This is a genomic window from Cellvibrio sp. 25HG11W-0, from assembly GCF_057815475.1.
The window spans coordinates 1,802,352-1,825,316 of record NZ_CM174230.1 but is presented as its reverse complement, the minus strand read 5'-3'; the positions used below and the strand labels follow the sequence as shown (position 1 = coordinate 1,825,316).

General features: G+C 47.7%; 19 protein-coding genes. 14 read left to right on the top strand and 5 right to left on the bottom strand.

All coding sequences use genetic code 11. The features are described 5' to 3' along the window. Positions 1–32 precede the first annotated feature (32 nt). The 4 genes from AC0KUT_RS07485 to AC0KUT_RS07470 all read left to right on the top strand — a co-directional run bounded on the left by AC0KUT_RS07485 (position 33) and on the right by AC0KUT_RS07470 (position 2,517). A complete protein-coding gene (locus tag AC0KUT_RS07485) occupies positions 33–737 on the top strand; it encodes a YebC/PmpR family DNA-binding transcriptional regulator (RefSeq protein WP_488834790.1) in 705 nt (234 codons plus the stop codon). Positions 738–829: 92 nt separating this feature from the next. After that, the gene (locus AC0KUT_RS07480) at positions 830–1,516 is read left to right on the top strand and encodes a spermine/spermidine synthase domain-containing protein (RefSeq protein ID WP_488834788.1); all 687 of its coding nucleotides are present in this window, start codon (positions 830–832) and stop codon (positions 1,514–1,516) included. 170 nt (positions 1,517–1,686) lie between these two features. After that, positions 1,687–1,935: a hypothetical protein gene (locus AC0KUT_RS07475; protein WP_488834787.1), complete on the top strand. Its 249-nt coding sequence runs from the start codon at positions 1,687–1,689 to the stop codon at positions 1,933–1,935. 183 nt (positions 1,936–2,118) lie between these two features. Continuing rightward, positions 2,119–2,517 carry an NINE protein gene (locus AC0KUT_RS07470; RefSeq protein ID WP_488834786.1) on the top strand — a complete coding sequence of 133 codons (399 nt, stop codon included), beginning with the start codon at positions 2,119–2,121 and terminating at the stop codon, positions 2,515–2,517. A 387-nt stretch (positions 2,518–2,904) separates the two neighbouring features. Here AC0KUT_RS07470 and AC0KUT_RS07465 read toward each other — a convergent pair whose 3' ends face one another. Continuing rightward, on the bottom strand, positions 2,905–4,608 hold the full coding sequence (locus AC0KUT_RS07465) for a peroxidase family protein (protein WP_488834784.1): 1,704 nt from the start codon (positions 4,606–4,608) through the stop codon (positions 2,905–2,907). Between the two features lie 203 nt (positions 4,609–4,811). Here AC0KUT_RS07465 and AC0KUT_RS07460 point away from each other — a divergent pair, with 203 nt between their 5' ends. The 5 genes from AC0KUT_RS07460 to AC0KUT_RS07440 all read left to right on the top strand — a co-directional run bounded on the left by AC0KUT_RS07460 (position 4,812) and on the right by AC0KUT_RS07440 (position 11,489). Then, entirely contained in the window at positions 4,812–5,987 is a 1,176-nt protein-coding gene (locus AC0KUT_RS07460) for a helix-turn-helix transcriptional regulator (protein ID WP_488834782.1), read from the top strand. 139 nt (positions 5,988–6,126) lie between these two features. Continuing rightward, positions 6,127–7,338, top strand: coding sequence for a helix-turn-helix transcriptional regulator (locus AC0KUT_RS07455; protein ID WP_488834781.1), 1,212 nt, complete (start codon positions 6,127–6,129; stop codon positions 7,336–7,338). A gap of 101 nt (positions 7,339–7,439) precedes the next feature. Beyond that, entirely contained in the window at positions 7,440–8,588 is a 1,149-nt protein-coding gene (dapE, locus tag AC0KUT_RS07450; RefSeq protein ID WP_488834780.1) for a succinyl-diaminopimelate desuccinylase, read from the top strand. A 15-nt stretch (positions 8,589–8,603) separates the two neighbouring features. Further along, positions 8,604–9,332 (top strand): alpha/beta hydrolase family protein, encoded by a 729-nt coding sequence (locus AC0KUT_RS07445; protein ID WP_488834778.1) that lies wholly within the window; start codon positions 8,604–8,606, stop codon positions 9,330–9,332. Between the two features lie 303 nt (positions 9,333–9,635). Then, positions 9,636–11,489 carry an FAD-binding oxidoreductase gene (locus AC0KUT_RS07440; protein WP_488834777.1) on the top strand — a complete coding sequence of 618 codons (1,854 nt, stop codon included), beginning with the start codon at positions 9,636–9,638 and terminating at the stop codon, positions 11,487–11,489. 180 nt (positions 11,490–11,669) lie between these two features. Here the strand turns inward: AC0KUT_RS07440 and AC0KUT_RS07435 are convergent, their stop codons facing one another. Both AC0KUT_RS07435 and galA read right to left on the bottom strand, forming a co-directional pair. Then, a complete protein-coding gene (locus tag AC0KUT_RS07435; protein ID WP_488834775.1) occupies positions 11,670–12,893 on the bottom strand; it encodes an MFS transporter in 1,224 nt (407 codons plus the stop codon). A gap of 142 nt (positions 12,894–13,035) precedes the next feature. Continuing rightward, positions 13,036–15,918, bottom strand: coding sequence for a beta-galactosidase GalA (gene galA / locus AC0KUT_RS07430; RefSeq protein WP_488834773.1), 2,883 nt, complete (start codon positions 15,916–15,918; stop codon positions 13,036–13,038). A gap of 232 nt (positions 15,919–16,150) precedes the next feature. On the opposite strand from galA, the gene AC0KUT_RS07425 reads away from it, so the two are divergent. Further along, positions 16,151–16,879 (top strand): lipoprotein intramolecular transacylase Lit, encoded by a 729-nt coding sequence (locus tag AC0KUT_RS07425; RefSeq protein ID WP_488834770.1) that lies wholly within the window; start codon positions 16,151–16,153, stop codon positions 16,877–16,879. Between the two features lie 71 nt (positions 16,880–16,950). On the opposite strand, the gene AC0KUT_RS07420 is transcribed toward AC0KUT_RS07425, so the two are convergent. After that, positions 16,951–17,877, bottom strand: a complete 927-nt coding sequence (locus AC0KUT_RS07420) for a carboxylesterase family protein (protein WP_488834769.1) — start codon at positions 17,875–17,877, stop codon at positions 16,951–16,953. Positions 17,878–18,135: 258 nt separating this feature from the next. Next, positions 18,136–18,657 carry a TIGR00645 family protein gene (locus AC0KUT_RS07415; RefSeq protein ID WP_488834768.1) on the bottom strand — a complete coding sequence of 174 codons (522 nt, stop codon included), beginning with the start codon at positions 18,655–18,657 and terminating at the stop codon, positions 18,136–18,138. Positions 18,658–18,850: 193 nt separating this feature from the next. Between AC0KUT_RS07415 and AC0KUT_RS07410 the strand changes: the two genes are divergently transcribed. From AC0KUT_RS07410 to AC0KUT_RS07395, 4 genes are all read left to right on the top strand, one after another. Beyond that, positions 18,851–19,960 carry a sensor histidine kinase gene (locus tag AC0KUT_RS07410; protein ID WP_488834766.1) on the top strand — a complete coding sequence of 370 codons (1,110 nt, stop codon included), beginning with the start codon at positions 18,851–18,853 and terminating at the stop codon, positions 19,958–19,960. Positions 19,961–19,963: 3 nt separating this feature from the next. Further along, a complete protein-coding gene (locus tag AC0KUT_RS07405) occupies positions 19,964–20,560 on the top strand; it encodes a response regulator transcription factor (protein WP_488834763.1) in 597 nt (198 codons plus the stop codon). Between the two features lie 348 nt (positions 20,561–20,908). Next, positions 20,909–21,217, top strand: coding sequence for a DUF485 domain-containing protein (locus AC0KUT_RS07400; protein WP_488834762.1), 309 nt, complete (start codon positions 20,909–20,911; stop codon positions 21,215–21,217). Then, positions 21,214–22,869: a cation acetate symporter gene (locus tag AC0KUT_RS07395; RefSeq protein ID WP_488834761.1), complete on the top strand. Its 1,656-nt coding sequence runs from the start codon at positions 21,214–21,216 to the stop codon at positions 22,867–22,869. Before AC0KUT_RS07400 ends, AC0KUT_RS07395 begins: the two co-directional genes overlap by 4 nt. Positions 22,870–22,965: the final 96 nt, after the last annotated feature.

Here is a 22,965-nt window from a genome sequence, read left to right as displayed (position 1 = left end):
TAACAATTAACATCTAATAAAGAGGCACGCTTATGGGCGCTCAATGGAAAGCAAAACACCGCGAAGAAGCGGCCAATGCCAAGGGTAAAATTTTTACCAAGCTCACCAAAGAAATTATGATTGCCGCACGCACCGGCGCCGACCCAGACATGAACCCGCGCCTGCGTCTGGCAATTCACGCCGCCAAAAAAGCCTCAATGACACGCGAGACACTAGAGCGCGCCATTAAAAAAGGTGCCGGCTTATTAGATGGCGGTGCCAGCTTTGAAAAAGTGGTGTACGAAGGTTTTGCACCGCACCAAGTGCCGGTTATCGTTGAATGCCTCACCGACAATGTAAACCGCACTATCTCCAATATTCGCGGTTTATTTCGCAAGGGTCAGTTGGGCTCGTCCGGTTCTGTGTCTTGGGATTTTGACCATGTCGGCATGATCGAAGCATCGCCCACCAGCCCCGACGCCGATCCTGAAATGGCAGCGATTGAAGCAGGCGCACAAGACTTTGAAGCCAATGACGACGGCAGCACTCTGTTCATCACCGATACCACCGACTTGGATTTGGTGAGTAAAGCGCTGCCCGCCCACGGCTTTACCGTAGATGCCGCCAAACTCGGCTACCGCCCCAAAAACCCCGTCACCATTGACGGCGAAGCCCTCGCTGAAGTCGAAGCCTTTTTAGCGGCGATTGATGACGACGATGATGTACATGAAGTGTATGTCGGCCTCTCAGCCGAATAACTACCTCAAGGCCAAACAGATGTTTGGCCTTGTTGTTTTAGGCAGCGTAAAATATTTTCTTGCCGCCTCTTCCCTTTAAAAAGCGACCCCACATGACCCCTTGGACCTTACTCGGCACCGCCAATATTCCCAACAATGGCGGAGAGCTGCGCCTAACCCAGCGCGATCAGGAATTTTCTATTCACCTAAAAGGCGCGCGCGGAGAATTAATGAACAGCCGCGTACACAGCTCCGAGCTGGCCTTGGCGGAACTAGCCTGCGCTCATATTCAAACGGTTGAAAATGCCAAAGTTTTGGTTGGCGGTATGGGCATGGGCTTCACCCTCGCCGCCGCGCTCAAAGTCACAACCGCCAGCGCGCAAGTCGTGGTAGCAGAATTAGTGCCTGAAATTATTGAATGGAATAAAGGCGAGCTAGGCGAATGCGCAGGCAGACCGCTAAATGACCCTAGAGTAGTCGTGCATTTGGGCGATGTTGCCGAGCTATTTAAATCTAAACAAGTGAAACCCAAGCAGGCGACCTATGATGCGGTACTGTTGGATATAGACAACGGCCCCGAAGGCTTCACCCACGCCAACAACTCCAACCTCTACTCAGTAGAAAGTTTGCAGGCCATAAGGCAATCGCTAAAACCCAAGGGCGTCTTAGCCATATGGTCGGCCTGGTACGACCCCAAATTTATTGCGCAACTTAAAAAAGCCCAATTTAACGCCGAAGCCGTTAACGTAAGAGCGCATAAAGGCAAAGGCAGTCGCCATACGATTTATGTGGGTAAGTGACTCTAAACGCGAAGTCAGACTTATTAACCTGTGTACTTTTTTATCTTCTCGCCGCCTATATAAGGTGCTCTAATAGCAATCAGTTAGGGTCAGTAATTGCTGTAAAAGTTTTATTATTTTTAGCTTAATTTTTTACAGTTCACCATCACCTCAGGAAATAGGAAATCTAAATGAACGAAAACATTGCTTCAGGTCAGTGGATTAAAGTTGGGGCAAGTAATATTGATGCCTATGTATTTCAAGTTATATCAAAAACAGAAATTTTCGCTGGTTATTATCAAAATAAATTGAAAGCCATAAAAGAAGAATTTGTATGGGATGGATCCAAATGGAACTTTAAAAACTCTGGGCCATCTGGCAGCTATCTTCGCGGTTCAGATGAAGCACTAATAAAAAGAGGACCAATTAGCTCTAGATAAATGTTACAGCGTTTCGATAGAGGCCAAAGATAACGATAGTTACCCACTAATAATTACTACTTGTCTCAACAATGTGCATCCGAATCCGGAAAAATGGTGTCCTATAATTTGCACAGGATACATTGAGCTTCTCAAACTAACCCAGCACGCCTAATTTTTCACTTTTAATCCCACAGGAATTCCATGAATCAACACGCAACATCGACCCACTCGATTTTTATTGGTTACATCACCTGGATTTTCGGGTTTATGGGTTCGCATCGTTTTTACTTTGGCAAGCCGCTCACCGGTACACTCTGGTTTTTTACCTTGGGGCTATTAGGTATTGGCTGGATTATCGATTTGTTTTTTATTCCGTCTATGGCCAATGAAGCTGACTCGCGCTTTCGCACCGGCGCCGTGGATTATTCTGTGGCCTGGATACTCTTAGTATTTCTGGGGCTGTTCGGCGTGCATCGCATGTATTTGGGCAAATGGCTCACCGGTCTTTTATATTTAGTGACCTTAGGTTTATGTGGGCTGGGCTGGCTCTACGACTTGTGGACGCTCAACACCCAAATCGATGATCGAAATCGTTTATAGCCACCCCAAAAATAAAGAAGCAATTATACTCTGAGGCTTCCTACTGCCAACTATATTCACCTGCGCCAACAACTCGAACCTTTACGCTGTTGATAGTTTACAGACCATAAGACAATCGCTTAAACCCAATGGTGTCTTATCCATATGGTCCGCGTAGTATGATCCTAAATTTATTCAGCAACTTATTAAAGCAGAAGCAGTAAGAGCGCCTAAGGTAGTCCACATACGATTTATTTGAGTAGCTAAAATTGACTCGTCAGTCCCAAAGAATCAATGATTTTACACGACCATTAGCAACCTAGTTAGTGGCTGAAGCTTATAGGTAATTGGCAGGAAGTGAAAGTTGAGGGAAAAGGAAAACAATTAGCCCCTCTCTTTTAAATCCAACTAAAGCTTCAATGCATATTTGATTATATCTCCCACACTCAACCGCTCTTTAGCAATAGGAATTGTAGGCTCCCAGAGGGGGAATTGGGTATGGTATGACTGGCTATCTGAAATCAAGAGGCCAATAATTGTTTCAGCAACTATGCGCCCGCCAACCGGACCCAGCGAAACGGAAATACCATCAATTTCGTCCTCTCGTTTATTTTTCACAGAAAGGCGCCATTGAAAATTTGATTCCGCCAGAATATAAACCCACAAAGGCGCCCTACCATTAAAATATCCACCTTCAATATCGCTCAATAATTTATCGTCAGGATCCCCGTCATCATTTAACTGTGCTTTCCCTATATAGATTTCAGAATCACTTAAAGGGCACAAGCCCATGGCACGAGCAACATCCTGACCACTTGGCAACCCCATACTATTGCCGCGTAATAAATTTCTAATTGCTAAATTACTTGGACTTATTGAATTACTTTCGACGGACTGCAATACATCAATAGTCAAAGCAGTTCCTTTTGGGAGTGTATTTTTTGAAAACTCAGGCAAAAAAGCCAATGGATTTACTAACGAGGTGTCAATTTTATAAGCCGGCTGAACTCTTTCTTTGCCAACTTTATTTGCAGAATCATTAATATCAAAAAACAAACTCCAATCTATCGCCCAACCCTGAGGAAACTCTTTAAATCCATTTAAACCCCTATCTTCAACTCCTGCAAAAATAAAAAACCTTCCAGAAATACTAGCATCTTCGCCATCAACCCTGTCATCATGATTTGTATTCAATCTATAGATCGGCCTAACCATCGAGTGCCCAAAACGATAAGCAGCCACCGAAAACTCGATAGGTATATAAGGAAAGTCATGATAATGATAAAAAAGTAAATTTGGTTTTCCCGCATACCCCCCGTCACTTTCTCTCTTCCAAACATCATCCATCACTTTCATTCCAACAATTTTAGGCAAATAATCATGTAAAACAACATATTGATAATGCCATTGCACCAATTGTTGTATCTCATCAAAACTAAGGTCGGGATTATCATCAGCTAAACGATTATGAAACTGCTGAAACATAGATTGTAACTGAGAGACTATGACATTTTCATCGTTACGCTTATCACCAATTACCGCCCGCTTATTCTCCCCTACTCGCAATAAATCATATGTAGCGATAATTAGACTATCTCCTTGAAACAACTCGCGCCCCAGAAGGAACTTTCTTTGATCAGCATCGTACATATAAGGCTGATCCTCAGGCCCGCGACCATACAAACAATCTAAATCTAGAGCAGGTGTTCTGAAATCAATTAAGCTATCAGGATCATTTTTCTTTTGTATGCTGCTAGCAGGATCAAAAGTCATATCATGATCAATAAATTGTCCAAAATATGTGTAGCCTGCAGGGATTCCAATGTTTTCTTCTCCGTCCTGAATTTTTTTATTTATCTCAGGTGCAGCAGCAGGTTTTTTGTAGTCTTGACTTATAGGATCATCGCTAACACGCTCAGGCTTCGCAGACATTTCTTGAGCGAGAACCTTCAATTTTTGGGGATCGAAATAACTAGAGGGAAGCGTTCGAAACATCCTACCAAATCTACCCTCAAAAACGCGAGACCCACGATTAACAGAGGCACCCCGCAAGCCGGCACCATGGCCACGCCGAACTGCTACAGGTAAAGACTGGCCAGAACAATTATTCATTACGCAACTCCAAACAATTAGAAATCAATTAAATTTAAGAATCTATCCAGCTAAATGTGTTCAACTCACCATAAAATTTAAACCTTTCACACTGATAACATATAATTTTCAACTGCATATCTCCCCCCCCATCTGGGTTGAACTTTTACTAATTTTCAACATAGAATGCTAAAACCATAGAATTACAAGACAGGATGTGCGCCATGGGGGAGTTTGAACTTGGGGAGTATGAGAGTCGGTTGATTGCAACTATTTATGAAGCGGCGCTTGATTCAACAAGGTGGCGCGGAGTTTTAGCAGAGATTTGTCAATTTGTTGATGCCGATGATGCGGCATTAATTTTTTACGATGAACAGCATTGGGAGCGAAGCTTTTGTATTAGTGCACGCCACCAAGCGGTATACCTTCTAGATTCATTTCAATCAGCCGAAGATCTAGGTGCCATTAAATATCATGTGGCGGGCAGCGAAATTGGCCAGCCAGTTTCATTTTTACAAAATTCTGTCGTACCCAAGAAGCTGGTACAAACCAATATTTTAGCCATTAGCGAACTACCTACTGCTATAAATGGATTGCTCCTTCCGCTGCTTCAGGGCGATATGATGGGCGCGGCGCTACAGGTTTTTACCCTACCGGAATCTCAAGTACTTCCACCGAAATCCATTGAGTTCATCCAGCTCCTAAGTCCTCACTTGGTTAGGGCGATGTTTCTACACAACCATATAAGCGTACTTAAAGCAGAAACCAGCTCGCTACTCGACGCCATTAAAAGCACCAGTCTTGCGGTATTTTTATTGGATAAAAATCTACGCGTCGTATTTAGCAGCCCTGAAGCCGAAGCCGTTTTAAACAGCCATCAGGCACTGAGCCTAAGTCGTACGCAACATTTACAAGCACATATTCAGCAGGAGCAAATTGGCTTGGAGGCGCGGTTGATTGAGTTTTTGGATGCTGGTTTTCATGCGCGTCATTTGGCCTCTGAGGGTATAAGCCTACCGCTGTACCATCCGCAAAAATCTCATCCATTAAAACTGTGCTTTTTGCCTATTCAACAAGTCAGTGGTGACCCGAGTGAAGGGCAAGCCTACTTAGCAGTATTTGTGAATGACCCAGAGCGTCAACGTTTTATTTCTCCCCAATATTTAAAGCAAGCCTATAAATTCACCCAGACCGAAACGCAACTGGCACAGCTGTTATTAAAGGGAATGGGTACTGCAGAAATTTCGACAGCGCGCGGCACCTCGGCCGAAACTACGCGCTGGCAACTCAAACAACTCATGCATAAAACCCAGACACACTCACAAGCGGAGCTCACGCGCCTGCTTATTTTGCTCACCAATGATTTCTGCCCCAGCCGGACAACTTTGCCAAAAAAATAACAGTGTCTAGCCATCCGGCTTGCAGATTCGAAAGCTTTAATCCATTAATAGATTTCACTCCCCCCCCATTTGGGTGGTGCTTACAGGACATCCGCCGTACTAGCATAAATAACCAATGCTTATACGCAGGGATTAACTCATGGACAATCATTACCCTCGCTCAAAACCCCAAGCGCTCGCAGCGCACAACCCAATTCTCGCAACCCAAACCCAGTTTCATTTAGCCACATTGATAGATGCTATTTACGCTGCCGCACTAAAGCCTGAATCCTGGCAACCACTATTGGCGCAAATTAGCCAGGCCTGCGACGTCGATCAGTGCACACTGTTTTATTACGATGGGCTCAGTTGTGCACGCAGTTTTGCCACTGCAGCCCGGCCCCAGCCTGATGCTATTGACTTGTATCTTGAAGATTTTATAGAGCAGCAGGCTGCGCAAGTACAGAGCCAATTTGCGCAACTCAGCGTGGGCCAGCTAGTTACTGCGGCAGAAATTCACAGCTATACCGGCAAACACTATAGCGACATAGTGGGCGACCAGTATATGCAGAAACTCTGGCCGAATTTAAGTTTTCAAGCGGGCGTTGTACTCTTGCGCGGCGATCACTCCTGCGCAGGTATGGGGCTGCAAAGTTTTGAAGGCAAAGATCTTATTTCAGCTCGAAGTCTCACGCGCCTACAACAACTCATTCCACATTTGATCGAAGCTATGCGCATCTACCAAGCCAACTGCCAGCAACTGCAGGCAAAAATCGCCGCCGAAACACTCATGGCTTACACCCGCATCGGCTTGGCTTTAGTCAATGATGATTTTAAGATCACCTACGCCAACGCTGAAGCGCTTCGTCTGTTTGAACAATGCGACTTTATGGCTGAACCACAAAGTGGTGAATACCAATTAAAAGAAAGCCAATTGAATTCTCTAGCTACAACACCACACAGCACCAAGCACAACAGCAACCCATCCATTCTGAACCTGCGTAATCCTGAGGCTCCGGTTGCCTCTGTAACAGTCTATTGCCTGCCACTCCAAGAGCACATAAAAATCACCCTGCTTGCACTAACAGCAAAAGGCTCAGGAACAAAAAATCGCTATGTGATGTTGCTGCAGGATGCAAAACGCCACAGCCAACTACCCCTTGATTACTTGCACAAGGCCTACGGACTGACAACGGCTGAGTGTGAATTAATTGCCGGCTTAGTCAATGGCGCTTCGCTAGCCGAAGCCGCTCAGCAGCGTGCCGTCACTAAAGAAACCGCCCGCTGGCAGTTAAAACATATTCTGCAAAAAACCGAAACTCACTCCCAGGCAGCCCTCTGCCGCTTGATGCTGGAATTATGTGATAGCTAACTGGCAGTATGCCTGTCGGGTAAAAACGCCTGCTCCTAGAGACTCGCCCCCTAAACCTGTAGAATCCCGTCATCTTTTTTAGCTGCAATTTGGATGACCTAATGACTTCTGCGCTCAGCCCCACCCTGCAACTCGCTGTTGATTTAATTCGCTGCCGCTCGGTAACACCCGAAGATGACGGCTGCCAAGACATAATGATTAAACGCCTTGAAGCCATAGGTTTTCGTACTGAACGCTTACGCTTTGACGAGGTAGATAATTTTTGGGCGATTCGCGGTACTGAGGGCCCGATTCTCGCGTTTGCCGGCCATACCGATGTAGTACCTACCGGCCCCGAAGCCAATTGGGGCAACCCACCCTTTGAGCCAAAAATTACTGACGGCATGCTGCACGGACGCGGCGCGGCAGATATGAAGGGTTCACTCGCCAGTATGGTAATCGCCTGCGAGAACTTCATTGCCAAGCATCCAGATCACAAGGGCCGCATTGCATTTTTAATTACCAGCGATGAAGAGGGACCATCAGTTAACGGCACCGTCAAAGTGGTGGAATGGCTGGAAGCCAATAACACCAAAATGACTTGGTGCATTGTGGGCGAGCCCTCCAGCAGTAAAGAAGTGGGCGATGTCATTAAAAACGGCCGCCGCGGTTCGCTCGGCTGTGTACTAAAAGTGCAAGGTATTCAGGGCCATGTGGCCTACCCACAACTGGCCGACAACCCCATCCACCGCGCGGCACCTGCGCTGGCAGAGCTGGCGGCGGAACACTGGGACAATGGCAATGAGTTTTTCCCCGCTACCACTTTTCAAGTCTCCAATATCAACGGCGGCACAGGTGCGACCAATGTCATTCCCGGTGAGCTGGAGGTAGTGTTTAACTTCCGCTTCTCGACCGAACTGACCGAGCAAATATTGCGCGAGCGCACTGAAGCTATTTTGAACAAGCACCACTTGAAGTACGAGATTAAATGGACCCTAAGCGGCCACCCCTTCCTTACCCCGCGTGGCGATTTAGTCAATGCAGCGGTGGCGGCGATTAAAACGGAAACAGGTTTAGATGCAGAACTGTCAACCTCTGGCGGCACCTCCGACGGCCGCTTTATAGCGCCCACAGGCGCACAGGTTGTCGAGTTGGGGCCGATAAATGCCACTATTCACAAAGTAAATGAATGTATCAACGCTGAGGATTTGAATAAGTTATCGCGCATTTATGAGGCGACGCTGATTAATTTATTAGCAAACAACAGCTAGAAAGTTGCCAACATCATGAAGTTGATTTTATTGCCAGGCATGGATGGCACAGGAATGTTATTTGCTGAGTTACTTTCACATATTAATATGTCTGTGCCTGATAAATTGCTCCTAGATACTCCTCTAATCATTCCTTTAGCCCGCGACATTAATCAAGACTACGAAAGCCTCGTTGAGGCTATTCTCAAACAGCTCTTGCCATTCGATGAGATCATTCTGCTAGCGGAATCTTTCTCCTGTAGGCTTGCGCTCGATATTTGCGGCCTATCGGACCGGGTAAGAGGTGTTATTTTTGTCGCGGGGTTTCTCGCCCCCGTTAAGCATTGGCTACTCCCTATTGCCCAACTTATTCCAATAACACGAGCCATTCACTGGTTTGGGGCAGATTTTTTCATTCAGCGCTGGTGCTTTAACAAACTTGCCACGCCCGAATTACTGAACAGTTTTAAACGCAGTATTGAGCAAGCGGGCGACAAACAACTTAAAGCCCGGCTAAAAACACTTAGCTCAAGACAATGCCCTGCAAAAACCATAAGTACACGGACCAGCAGTCAATATAAAATTCCAGCACTACTTATTTACCCGCTTGAAGACAAGTTAATTCACGATGATCGCCGTGCAGAGTTTCACGCATTATTTCCTCAGCTCATAGTTGAAAATATTGCTGGACCACATTTTGTTTTACAGACACACGCGCGACCCTGTGCTCAACTCATCACTCACTTCATCCACTCGCTCAAATAGTTTTGTAGACAGAACGTTTCCTACGCCTATCTCAAGCCACCAAATCCCAGCTAAACACCGCATGGAAATTAGTTAAGCACTACGTCTACCCGCCTTCGGTTTATACGTCTCAAACGTCAATTTATTGTCAAACCCCACCCTACAACTCTTATAACCTTTTGATATAAAAAAGGTTTTTAACATTGTCATGTTTCTTGCTGCGCTCGAAGTGAGCCGACAAAGCGCCGATTTTTTGAACAACAGGATGCATCGGTTTACCACAAGCGATTTTTAACTCGTCAATTTATTGAAAGGAACGTGACCATGAGCAACTCTTTTTACAGCGAAATATTAAGTTTAATTGGGGTAAAGCTATTAACGCGTGAAGAAGCTATTCATGCCTACGGCGCTGATACGGGGGCGAGCGAACGCATGCCCAGTGGCGCTATTGTGATTAAAGAAGCAGATGCCGTGAAAGAGGTCATCGCCTTAGCGAATCACTACAAAGTGCCCTTGTGGCCAATTAGCGGCGGCAGAAATTTTGGCTATGGCACTTCGCTACCCGTTAATTCGCAAAGTTTTATTGTGGATCTTTCGCACTTAAAGCGTGTTTATATTGACACTAATTCTGCCACTGCACTTATTGAACCTGGCGTGACCCAAGCTGATCTCCATGCCGCCATTAAAAAAAGCGGTATGAATTTATTAGTACCGACAACCGGTGTTGGCCCCAATGGCAACATCCTTGGCAATGCTTTAGATGGTGGCTATGGTTTAACGCCGATTGCAGATCATTTCAATGCTATTTGTGAACTAGAAGGCTACTGGGGCAATGGCACAGAGTTTCGCCACAGCTACCAAGACTTAGGTTGCCCCGAAATGGCCAAGCGCTGGTCGGCCGGCACAGGGCATTCTTGGGCGGGTCTTTTGCGTCAAGGCAGTTTGGGTATTGTAACCAAGGCGCGCGTGCAGTTAGCGCGTGCACCCGAAGCAACACGCATCTTAGTGTTTGAATGGAAAAGTCACGATGCTTTTATAGAAAGCCAGCCACAGTTAAATATGCTCACGGAAGATATTCCAGGTATTGGTGGCATTATTATGATGAACGACCGCCGTATTCTTTCAACACAAGTTGATACACCCTTAGTATCACCTTTGCGCGGTGAAGCGCGTGCAGAGTTTTTACAACAGCTGGCGACTGAGCGAAAAATTTCTCCTTGGACGGGATTGGGGACACTCTATGGTTCACGTGCCTCTGTCGCAGGTGCTGTGCGCGATATTCGCCGCCGCTTAAAACATTGTCGCGTGTGGAGTTTTAGCCCAGAACAAATTCGCAGCTTACAAAAATTACAGGATTATTTACCCAGTTGGGGCTTTAGTGCTTTGCGTCGTCACTTTGGGGCTTTAGTGAATACCCTCGGTACCGTTGAAGGCTACCCTATTGTGGCTTTTTTAAAAATTGCCTACGCACTCGACCCTACCGCCAAAAAGCTTGATGTGAATTCGCACCCCGCAAAAGATGGCGCGGGTATTTTATGGTATGCGCCCTTAGTGCCATTTACGGCGGGTGAAGTAAATCGCTATGCAGAGGTAATGAGCGAATGCTTGCTCGCACACGGCTTTGACCCTCTGCTAGCCGTCACATCGCGTTCATCGCGCACGCTTTCTGGCACCATTCCTTTGTTATTTAATCGCCAAGACCCTGCCGATGTGGCGCGCGCAAAAACATGCTACAGCGCCCTGGTAAAAGTTGGTTTGGAACATGGCTGGCCACCCTATCGCTTGGGTACTGATTATATGGACTTGATTGCCTGCCCAGCAGATTCACCTAGCGCGCAAGTTCAACGCCTACTTAAAAAAGCGTTGGACGAAAACAACATCATTGCCTCCGGTCGCTATGAGCACGCTAAACCTGTAGAGCAATTAACATCTACTGAAACAATAACGCCAATTGAGGAAGTAGTACCGAGTGAAATAAAACCAGGAATTACTATTGATGCAGAACACTCACTTAGCTTCGATTATGCCAAGCTATTGAATGCTGCTTTTATAGAGCAAAGCCCTGCGCGCATTAAAGGCAACAGCCATGTCGTTAATGCGTTTGATAAACAGAAAGCGTCAACAGCAGCAAACACTCACTCAACCATTAACACTGTGCCTGAAAAAGAAACGCTTTAGCGACTGAGTAATCTAGGTGTTAGGCAAAAGGAATATTAACGTGAAGAACATAAAAAGACAGACATCAAGGACGATGAAAGTCACGTTTTTTTCATCGCACTATTTTTACAAGGCTATGCGACTATTCACCACAATGCTAGATTTACTCACTATCTGGCCTTAACGCCATGCCGATTATGTTTAACTCACTGCACGCACTTTTTTCGCCGCCCAAATTGATAAAACCCCTACCGCACAACTGATATAACCTACCCAATCATAATGCAATAAAATTCCACCCTCGCCTTTCACCATGATCACGCCCGCTAACAACGCTGCCAAACCGGAACCTAAATTTTGCATCGCCGAATTAAAGGCCATAACCCGCCCGCGGAAACGCGGTTCGCAGGATGCTGTGACCAATGCCGAACAGGGGATAAAGCGCCCGCTCACGAAGATAAAAAACACAGCGGCTACCAACAGGTGCCCCCATAAATTAATACTGAGTGCTTGCGTCATTAAAATAATTGGCATAAAGCTGAGCAGCACAATAATACTGAACACTTTTGCATGAGGGTAACGGTCGGTGTAACGCGCGATCATGGGCCGACTAATTAACGTCACAGCACCGCCCACCAAATAAATATAGGGCAGCTCCATATTGCTTAAACCGCCGTTAGCTACCAGCGCCGGTGCAATATAGGGGATCACCATAAAACCACTGAACATCACCAAGGTGGAGGTAATAAAACCCCACCAGTGATTCTTTTCGCGCAACAGCTCGCGATAACTCTGCAACACCGGCAGCGGCTGAATTTCTATATGGCTGCGCACGGGCGGCACAATTTTCCAACTTACCACAAACACAACAGCACAGAGCAATGCCAAAAATATAAAGGGTGTTTGCCAATGAAAGTGGTTGGCAATAAATAACCCTAAGGGCACTCCCACCACTGCCGCTAGAGAAAAGGCGAGCATTACTATGCCCATGGCGTGGCCGCGGCGCTGCGGTGCAATCACATCGCCAACAATGGCCAAGGCCACCGCACTCATTACGCCACCAAATATACCCGCGACTATGCGCGCGGTTAATAAGAGCGCAAAAGAATCGGCAAGCCCGCACGCCAAGGTCGCTATGGTTAAACCGCCGTAACAAAATAGCAGTGCATGACGGCGATCAAAACGGTCTGCAATCGCAGACGCCAATAGCGCTGAAGCGCCCGCCGCCAACGAGTAAGAAGAAACGAGCAAGCCAAACTGTGCCGGCTGAATCCCAAAGGCCTCCATCAATTGCGAGGACAGAGGCATCATGATCATAAAATCCACAATCACGGTGAATTGCAGGGCCATAAGGCAGTAGAGCAACGCGCGTTCACGCGCCGTCGATAGGGTGACTGCGGGGGTATGGGTTATTTCAACAGACATACAACAAAACTCATAAAATTTTAAACAATATTGCGCTCATACAGCAGATAAAAAACACTCAAATAAAAAACCAGCTGCAATGACAGCTGGCTTTTACGGTGGCGTTCTTTACACAGATCCCTAGCAGGCCACCCAGCATAGCTTATTGAGCCTGCGCGCGCTCAAGCACTACGAGGCCATCAATACCCGCGGGCGTGTTGCCATCGCCTTCAATTAATACATTGATCTGGCGACTGCCCTGCCCCGCTGGCAGTGACAGGGAAAAATGAGCCGGTGCAAAAGATGTTTTATTGCCCAACAATTTTCCATCTAACCAGACTTCTGCGCGGCCACTTAGCTGGCGGAAATTCAACAGTGCCGTGCCGTCAGATAAATCTTGGCGCGCGTGAAAGTGGGTGCGATACAAACGCCAATTGCCACCTTGGTTATCACCCTGTGTAGGCGGCACCTCGAGCATGGGAATTTGCCCCCAGCCCCAGGTATTCATATCGTTATCGGCCACCTGTTGATTGGGGTCGGGCCGTACAATACTTGCCGGTGAAATACGCCAGTAGTGCAGCAAACTCACGGGGGCGACTTTTGCTACAAAAGGAATCGCAGTAACAGCGTCAACCGCAATGGTAATGCGTGCAGGTTTTAAACCAGCAGCACGGGCAGTGACGACAAGCTCACCACTTGCGTTTGCGGTAGATTGCACGATCAATTGCGCCAAACCATTGAAGAGTTTACGCGTGCTGCCTTTTTCATCCTCATGAGAATTGGGGTTGCCGTTGCCGTGCCCAATGGATTTGCCCGTACCCGCAATGGAAAAACTCACGTCGTTGTCGGCGATAGGTACAGGGCGACCTTGTGCATCGAGCGCGCGCACAGTAATCGGCATTGCATCCCAACCATCACCTTTCAGTGCGGTGCGATCAGGTACAAGTTCCAAGGCAACAGGCGCACCCGTGGTTTCAACCCGCGTGCGCGCCACTTCTTGCTCATTATTAAATGCAACAGCTTCAAGCACACCTGGTACATAGTTTACTGAGAAGAAGTTCATACGATAGGGATCAACTTTTTGTTCACCCAATTCGCGCCCATTTAACAATAGTTTTACGCGCTCGGCATTGCTCATCACCATCACCCGAATAGGCGCGCCAGCTTTACCTGGCCAATTCCAATGGGGGGCTATATGTACCAATGGGCGATCCTTAATCCACTGAACTTGGTGCATGTAGTAAGCCGTTTTGGCAAAACCATTTAAATCCATGATGCCGAAAAATGAACTGACTGACGGCCACTCGTTGGGTGTCGGTTCGCCGCGATAATCAAAACCCGTCCACACAAAACCACCCGCGACATAATCGCGGCTATCAACCGCTTGCCAAGCATCGCGGTGGCTATTGCCCCAAACAGCAAAATCATCATCGTAGCTGGCAATAATGTTTTTGCTTTTATCGGTGGTAAATTCACCCCGTGTCATAAATGCCGAGGTATCTTCCGAGCTGGTAAAAGGCATTTTGGGGTTAGCGGCATGATAGCGATCGTAATCGGGCACCTGATAATTTGCGCCCAACACATCCACCGCGTGCGATACATTTAATGGCGTAAAGAAACCACCATTCATAGCCGCCGTGACGGGACGAGTGTCATCCAACTGCTTAACGACGGCCACCATACGGCGCACCATTTCATAACCCACTTCACTGCCTTGCACGGGCTCCTCATTAAATACTGACCACAAAATAATACCGGGGTGATGGCGGTCGCGGCGCACCATCCACTCCAATTGTTTCATGTAGTCGGGCGAGGGATTAAAGTTGCGGTTTTCATCCATCACCACAAAGCCCATGCGATCAACCATATCCAATACTTCGGCGGCGGGCGCATTATGGGCAAAGCGAATGGCGTTAACGCCCAATTCTTTTAGGCGGCGCAAGCGGTATTCCCAAATAGAATCTGGCACGGCTACACCCACGCCCGCGTGATCTTGATGGATACAAACGCCTTTTAATTTCACATGCTCATCATTGAGAAAAAAGCCCTGCTGCGCATCGAAACGAATACGTCTAAAGCCGGTATTAAGTGACGCCGCATCAACCGCCTTGCCATTTTGTTCAACGCGAGTCTCGACGCGATACAAATGCCTATTCTCTATCGACCAGAGTTGCGGCTGCTTAATTTTCAGCGCCAACTGCCCGCTGGTTTGCGCAAGCACTGGAACGCGCACCTGGGTTTTCGCCGTCGCCACTTTTTTGCCTGAGGGATCAAACAGTTCAGCGATTATGCTTGCGTTGGCAGCGTCTTTACCGCTGTTGTTGAGGGTGATGTCTAGCGGAATTTCCCAATGATTTTTTTTCGTTTCGCGCGGTGTCGCATGCACACCATCGGTCACTATATGCAGCGGGCTGCGCTTTACCAACCAGGTGTGGCGATAGATACCTGCACCCTCATACCACCAGCCCTCCATAGCATCTGCATCGACGCGAACAGCAATAGTATTAAGTGCATCGCCATAGCGCAGATAGGGAGTGATATCGATATAGCTGGCGTTGTAACCCGACCAATTGCGATGCACGACATTGCCATTCACCCAAACGGTCGCATGAGTCGCAATAGCGTCGAACTGCAGCTCAAGGTGACGGCCGCGTTCGCTTTCCTCCACGCGCAAATAGCGGCGGTACCAACCTATGCCGCGCGGCCTATAGCCCTGAGAGACATTGGCATTGGGATCAAACGGCCCCTCCACCGCCCAATCGTGCGGTAAATCCAACTGGCGCCACGTAGAATCGTCATACTCTAAGGCCGCCGCACCGCCCGCGTTACCGGCCTTAGCGTGGTTGTAGCTCGCACCGTGGCCCTTCACCTCAGGAAAAGGTACATCGCCCAAATGAAACAGCCAACCTTGGTCCAGCGACAAGCGTTCGCGCTGTGTCTCAGTCGCAAAACTTAGGTTACTGATAACTGCAATAAGCAGGATGCAAAATGCCAATAGATAGCGCATAGGCTTAAATACAGAGGAAAACAGCTGACAATTCGCCATAGCAAGACTCCGAGTGATGTAGTTGAATCTTATTGTGATGTATAAAAGGGACGTTTTCTTATGAAATGGGAATAATAAATCATATAAATTGATTATGCAGGTGCTTTATGTTTTCTTTACCTGCTCACAGGCTGCTGACAATATCATCGTGCCGGCTGAAGCCTAGCGCTAGTCATGCTAAGTTAGCGCCTTTCATCACCCACCCATCAATAACGAACCTTAATAGGCTCCCATGAAAGTGATTTCTCGCTACTGTTTTTGGCCTCTATTTTTCACCTGCCAATTGCTCGCTTTGGCGCTACTCAGTTGGCACTTGGCCGCCCAAATACACTTTGCTTACCCCCAAGGCTATAAACTGCTTGGGCTGGAGGCACATATCGCCAAGTTCGCACCACTTAACCACTACAAAAAAGAATTTGAATTTGTCGCGCCTGCAGAGCACTGGCGTTTGTTTGGGGAGATCAGCGATGGGATCCAATCCAGCGGGAAAGGTTTAACCACGATTAGCTATAAGCTCGCGAATGGCGAGTCCACGCCGTTCATGCATGAGGCAGAAATTATTCACCTGCAGGATGTGGCAAATTTAATCGATACATTTTATGCGGTGGGTAGCCTGGGAGCGCTTATCTGGTTGGGCTTAATTGCGCTAGCCTATACACAAAAACGCCGTCTTCCGTCGCTGCCAAAAATTTTACTGGGGTTTGTAGTAGGGCTCGCCAGCCTCGCGGCCATTGTTATGGCCATAGGCGCAAAAGATGTTTTCTATTGGTTTCACGAACAGATATTCCCCGATGGTCATCAATGGTTTTTTTACTATCAAGATTCACTCATGACAACACTGATGAAAGCACCAGATATTTTTGCATTTATAGCCTTGCTGTTACTCGGTTTGCTGATAGCAACCTGGGGCATCAGTCTTTATGGTGTTAATCGAATACTTACGCCGCCTAAAAATAACTAAACAAAAAAACCTAAACCGCAAAAAACCTGAGGGGCGTACCCCCCCTCAAACCTGACGTGAGCTTTTACACTTTATTTGTGATGTTGCAGTAACCAAGTGTAGAGATCATCGCCGCTGTAGACGCGAGTCCAGGTATCGTGCCCCATATCTTCTTCAACACTAAAGCGCAGCTCGCTAATGCCGAGTGTTTCGAGCTTATTAATCCCGGCGTAAAAATATTTTTTCTCAACCGACGTATCGCGCCCACCCGCAAAAACCCATATAGGAATATCTGCTTGGGCAATGGGTGCCATCAAATCTGGATGCCCCCAACCTACAACAGGCGCAATGGCCGCAAACATGTCAGGATGCTTACTCGCCATATACCAAGTACCAAAACCACCGTAACTTAAGCCGGTAAGATAAAGACGTGAGCTATCGGTATGAAACTGTTGCTGCACCTGCTGCATCATACCTAATAAATCCTGCTCTACTTGCTCCCAACCCATAGGCAAAAGTGGCGCGACTGCCTGCATATCTTTTATTTCTTCGCCCGCGCTCATTGCTTGTGGTGTACCAAAACGCGCATTGCGCGGCGGCGTACCTTCGGCTAATCGCAGTGGAATTTGGGTGCGCGTACGATCGGCGATGTAAGGCACCTTGTCCATCCCCAGCATGGCAAGCTGTGGCGAGATAATAATAAAAGGCAGGTCTTTCTTTTGAATCCACGCTTCGTATAGCGGGCCATGGCTGAGCACATAATCCAACTCATCGCGGCCATTACCGCGTTCGCCGTTACCGTGTAAAAACAACATAACAGGCCATTTTTTTGCGGGTTGGTCGCCATAGCCGCGCGGCAAATAGACAAAGTACTCGTGCGCTTCATCATCCAGCACACTGTTATAGGAGAGTCGCAAAAGCTGTTCAGGTGCAGCCGATTTATGTGCATGCTGATTGGCGCAGGCCGTTATCAATAACAGTGAGCAGATCAACAAGTATGAGCTGATAATGTTCCGCATAGATCTACTCTCTTTAGGACTTATATAGGTTTACGGTGGAAATCATTTTGTACGGAGCATGATGCAGCACACTACCGCTTCGCGCCGACTTTTTGCGTTTTTTAACAAAGCGAAAAGAGAACGAGGCAATACACGCTATTGGCGCAGAATTGGCTAGCAGTCACAAGAGGTGAACGGAGGAAGGAAGCCTAGGCAGAGATACATTCGGTGGGAAGTAAAAAGCTCACTGCAGGCAAGGTGCCTGCAGTGAGCTTTCGCTTAGTGCTTAATAGTTTTAGTATCCAAATAACCCATCATAAAAGCTGAAACCACAAAGGTCATGTGGATAATCACAAACCACATCAGCGCTTCTGCAGGAAAGGGATTTTCCTCAGTGTATTTGGTCATATCAAGCGTAATACCCATAAACTGCTTAAGCAGGTGAATGGAAGAAATTGCCACAATACTGGCGGCGATTTTAGCTTTGAGCGAGGAAGAGTCCATCTTGCCCAGCCAACCCAACTTTTCTTCGCTTTCCGGTACATCCAGTTGGGATACGAAGTTCTCATAGCCGCTCATCATCACCATAATCAACAAGCCACCTACCATGGCAATGTCGATTAGCGTCAAAATCGTAAGGATCAAATCTGCTTCACTCACAATAAACACGTGACTGAGCAGATGATAAACCTCCTCAAAAAACTTAATCGCCAAGGCGAATACCGCCAAACTCAACCCCAGATAAATAGGTGCCAAGACCCAGCGCGAACGATAGAGCAACGTTTCAATTAACTTTTCCATTAGAACCTCAATAAGATAAATAAAAACAATAACTTGAACCAGATCTGGGGACAGTATACCGATTTTCAATGACAGCTTTTCGCCGCCGTATCGAATTCATTGCTACGCGGCTGACATTTGTCACAGGCGACTGATTACTTTCAGGGCTGGCATTACACAAGAGAAGACGGCAGACTGGTTAGAAACGAGCATCATGACAACCATTATGAAACCTTCAGATAAATACGCCTGCGATAATAAACTTCACTCTGAAAAATCGTGGATTTGGCTAATTTTTAGCTTTTATTACTTTGTGCCGCTCTATTACATGAGTTTTAGCCTAGAAGGCTATGTACTACTGACATCGGCTTATGCGTTGTTTGTGGCAATTTATCTCTGGGGTACGCGGGTACGGCCACAGGATGCTTGGCGCCCCATCAGCATGATTGTGATTCTTGCGCTGTTGATTACGCCCTACACCCCCGGCTCCAGCACCTTTTTTACTTATTTGGGTTTCTTATTAGGTTACTTTTACAGCACCCGTCGCTACCTGATGTTTTTGGGAATGCTCTTGGGTGTCATTGCGGCGCTGCAGTATTACTACCCCTACCCCATTCCCGCTTTTGTACTACCTGCCGTTACCGGCATAGTGACAATCAGTATTTTTGGCTACATCGAAAGAATGCGTTTGGAGTCGCGCATTAGCTGGATCCAAAGCCGCCAGGAAATAGAGCAGCTTGCCGTTATTGCTGAGCGCGAACGCATTGCACGCGACCTGCACGATATTCTTGGCCACAGCCTATCGAGCATCGCCCTTAAAGCCGAACTAGCCGAAAAACTCCTAAAGCAAGCAAAGCATGAGCAGGCGCAGCAGCACCTGTCCGAGCTGCACCAAATCGCGCGCAATAGCTTGAGCCTCGTGCGCCAAACTGTTTCTGGCTATAAACATCGCGGGCTGTCGGGAGAAGTGATGCAACTGTGCGACCAGCTTCGGCAAAAGGGCTTTGTGGTGGAGCTAAAAGGTGAAATTCCACAACTGTCTGCGCGCGCGGAAACCGCCATTATTCTTGCCCTAACCGAACTCACGACCAATGTGCTGCGCCACAGTAAGGGCAACCACTGCCGCATTATGTTTCGCAAACTCTGCGGCAAATTGGAAGTTTCAATGCACGACAACGGCGAAGTAAAAAGCCTTGTGCCGGGCAACGGTTTATCGGGTATTCAAGAGCGCTTGCATGCACTGGCGGGCGACATTCAAAGCTCAATTAATAAAGGCTGTGAATTTACGATTTCACTGCCGCTTAAAGAACAGCATCAGGCTTAACTTATGAAAATACTTCTCGCAGAAGATCAATCCATGGTACGCGGTGCACTTGCCGCCTTGCTTAGTATGGAAGATGGTTTTGAAATCACCCAAGCCGAAGACGGCGACCGCGCATGGCTGCTGATGAAACAGAACAGCTACGACATTTTACTTACCGATATAGAAATGCCAGGCCGCTCAGGTTTAGAATTGGCGCAGTGGGTGCTGAATCAAAAGATTCCCACCAAGACCATTATCATTACCACTTTTGGCCGCGCTGGTTACATTCGCCGCGCTATAGACATGGGTGTGGCAGGCTTTCTGCTGAAGGATGCACCGTCGGATCAGTTAGTTGAAGCAATTCACCGAGTCATGGACGGCAAGCGAGTCATAGATGGCGAACTGGCGATGATGGCCTTAGGTGAAACCGATCCACTCAATGACAAAGAACGCCGCGCCCTGCGCTTAGCCGCTGAAGGCAAGACCACCGCCGAAATTGCGCTGGTGCTGTGCCTTTCTGAAGGTACCGTGCGCAATTATTTGTCGGAGACTATCTCCAAGCTTAATGCCGCTAACCGTGTAGATGCAGCGCGTATTGCCCGCCAAAAAGGTTGGATTTAACAGCCGCCACATCAAATGGTGCCGGATAATCTAGCTGCTCCTATCCAAACGCATACAGCCCGCAAAACAACAAAAGCACTCGGCGCCCAGCCGAGTAGCTCACACCGCTCATCCCCCTCTAGATTACCACCCAAGACTAACGTCGAAGACAGCACCAAATCGAACAACTTATAGTCAGCTTGTCTTTATGTATGATATTAATGTTTCTATGCTATTGCCTAAGTTGTTAGAATCAAATGCCCTAGCCCAGTCGCCAAAGAGCAAGACGCAGGGTAAGGCCTCAACAACGGCTAATTACACACAATAAAAAGATAAAATCACCAACCATAACAAATAAAGGAAAAAACCATGCCCAACGTTGCTGCCATTCGGCAAATGCCTGAATACATAGCGCTCACCCGCGCCCGCAAACGCATTATTTGGCCCTTAGCGAGTATTGTTATTGGCGTCTATTTTGCCCTAATCCTGACCATTGCCTTTGCGCCCGCCGCGTTGGGCACACCTATAGGCGCTGGCGTTACTTCGCTGGGTATGATTATTGGCCTGAGTGTAATTTTGCTCTGTTTGGTCGTGACTGGCATTTATGTCTACTACGCCAACCGTGTCATTGAACCGCTCACCCGTGCTGTAGCCGCAAAAGCAGGAGCACTGGAATGAACCTAGCAAACCGCAAACTAACCGCGCTCTGCGGCTTTGTTGCCGCACTCTTCGCGGGCTCTGCTTGGGCCATTAGCAGCCAGCAGGCAGCTAGCACTAATACCGCCCTCATGATGTTTATCAGCTTTGTACTTATTACCTTAGCGATTACCATTTGGGCTTCCAAGCGCACTAAAACCGCCAGTGACTTTTACGCTGCTGGCGGCGGCATTACCGGCTTTCAAAATGGCTTAGCCATCGCTGGCGACTATATGTCTGCAGCTTCTTTCTTGGGGATTGCCGGCTTGGTTTACACCTCAGGTTTCGATGGTTTGATTTACGCCATTGGCTTTTTAGTCGGCTGGCCGATTGTGTTACTGCTTATCGCCGAACCCCTGCGCAATCTTGGTAAATATACCTTTGCCGATGTTGCGTCGTTCCGCCTACAGCAAAAACCCATTCGAATTCTGGCGGCGAGCGGTTCGCTGATCACTGTTATCTTTTATTTGATTGCGCAAATGGTGGGCGCGGGCAAGCTGATTGAATTGCTGTTCGGCCTACCCTACACCACCGCCGTGGTTATCATCGGCGTGTTGATGACCTTTTATGTCACCGCTGGCGGCATGCTCGCCACCACCTGGGTGCAGTTAATTAAGGCAGTGTTATTACTCGCCGGTGCCACACTTATGGCAATTTTAGTCATGGCGCACTTTGGCTTCAGTTTTGAAACCATGTTTGGCGAAGCGATTAAAGTGCACGCCAACGGCAATAAGATCATGCAGCCTGGCAGCCTTGTCTCCGACCCAATTTCCGCCATTTCACTCGGCATTGCCTTGATGTTCGGCACCGCTGGCCTGCCGCATATTTTGATGCGTTTCTTCACGGTAAAAGATGCAGTACAGGCGCGCCGCTCGGTGTTTTATGCCACGGGCTTTATCGGCTACTTCTATATTCTGACCTTTATTATCGGCTTCGGCGCCATTGTGATGCTGCTCAGCAACGACAGCTACTTTGCCGATGGCGCGCTTATCGGCGGCGCTAACATGGCCGCAATTCACCTCTCTCACGCCTTGGGTGGCGACATGTTACTCGGCTTTATTTCAGCCGTAGCTTTTGCCACTATTTTGGCCGTAGTATCGGGCTTAACCCTCGCAGGTTCCAGCGCGATTTCTCATGATCTCTATGCAACTTTGGTATTAAAAGGCGCGCGCGATGAAGTAAAAGAAATTCGCGCCTCACGCATTGCTACTGTTTGTTTGGGGGCCATCGCGGTATTGCTCGGTATAGTGTTCGAAAAGCAAAACGTCGCCTTTATGGTGGGCTTGGCATTCTGTGTTGCGGCGAGCGCCAACTTTCCGATTTTGGTGCTCTCTATGTACTGGCGCAGGCTCACTACCCGCGGTGCAGTTATGGGCGGCGCAACCGGCCTGCTCACGGCGGTAATTTTGGTGGTGATCGGGCCTACAGTCTGGGTTGATGCATTGGGTTTTGAGAAGGCGATTTTCCCCCTGAAATACCCCGCCATCTTTTCAGTGACAGCGGCCTTTGTCGGCATTTGGTTTTTCTCAATTACCGATAAGTCTGCCAATGCCAAAACAGAACAAGCCGCATTTGATGCGCAGTTCTTGCGTTCACAAACCGGTATTGGCGCAGCTGAAGCGACGGAGCATTAATTCTCTCGTGTACTAACAAGCCCGTTAAAAAAAATCCCCAAGCTAAAAAGCGTGGGGATTTTTTTATGTCGCAGATGTAACTTTTTAAAGCGAAAA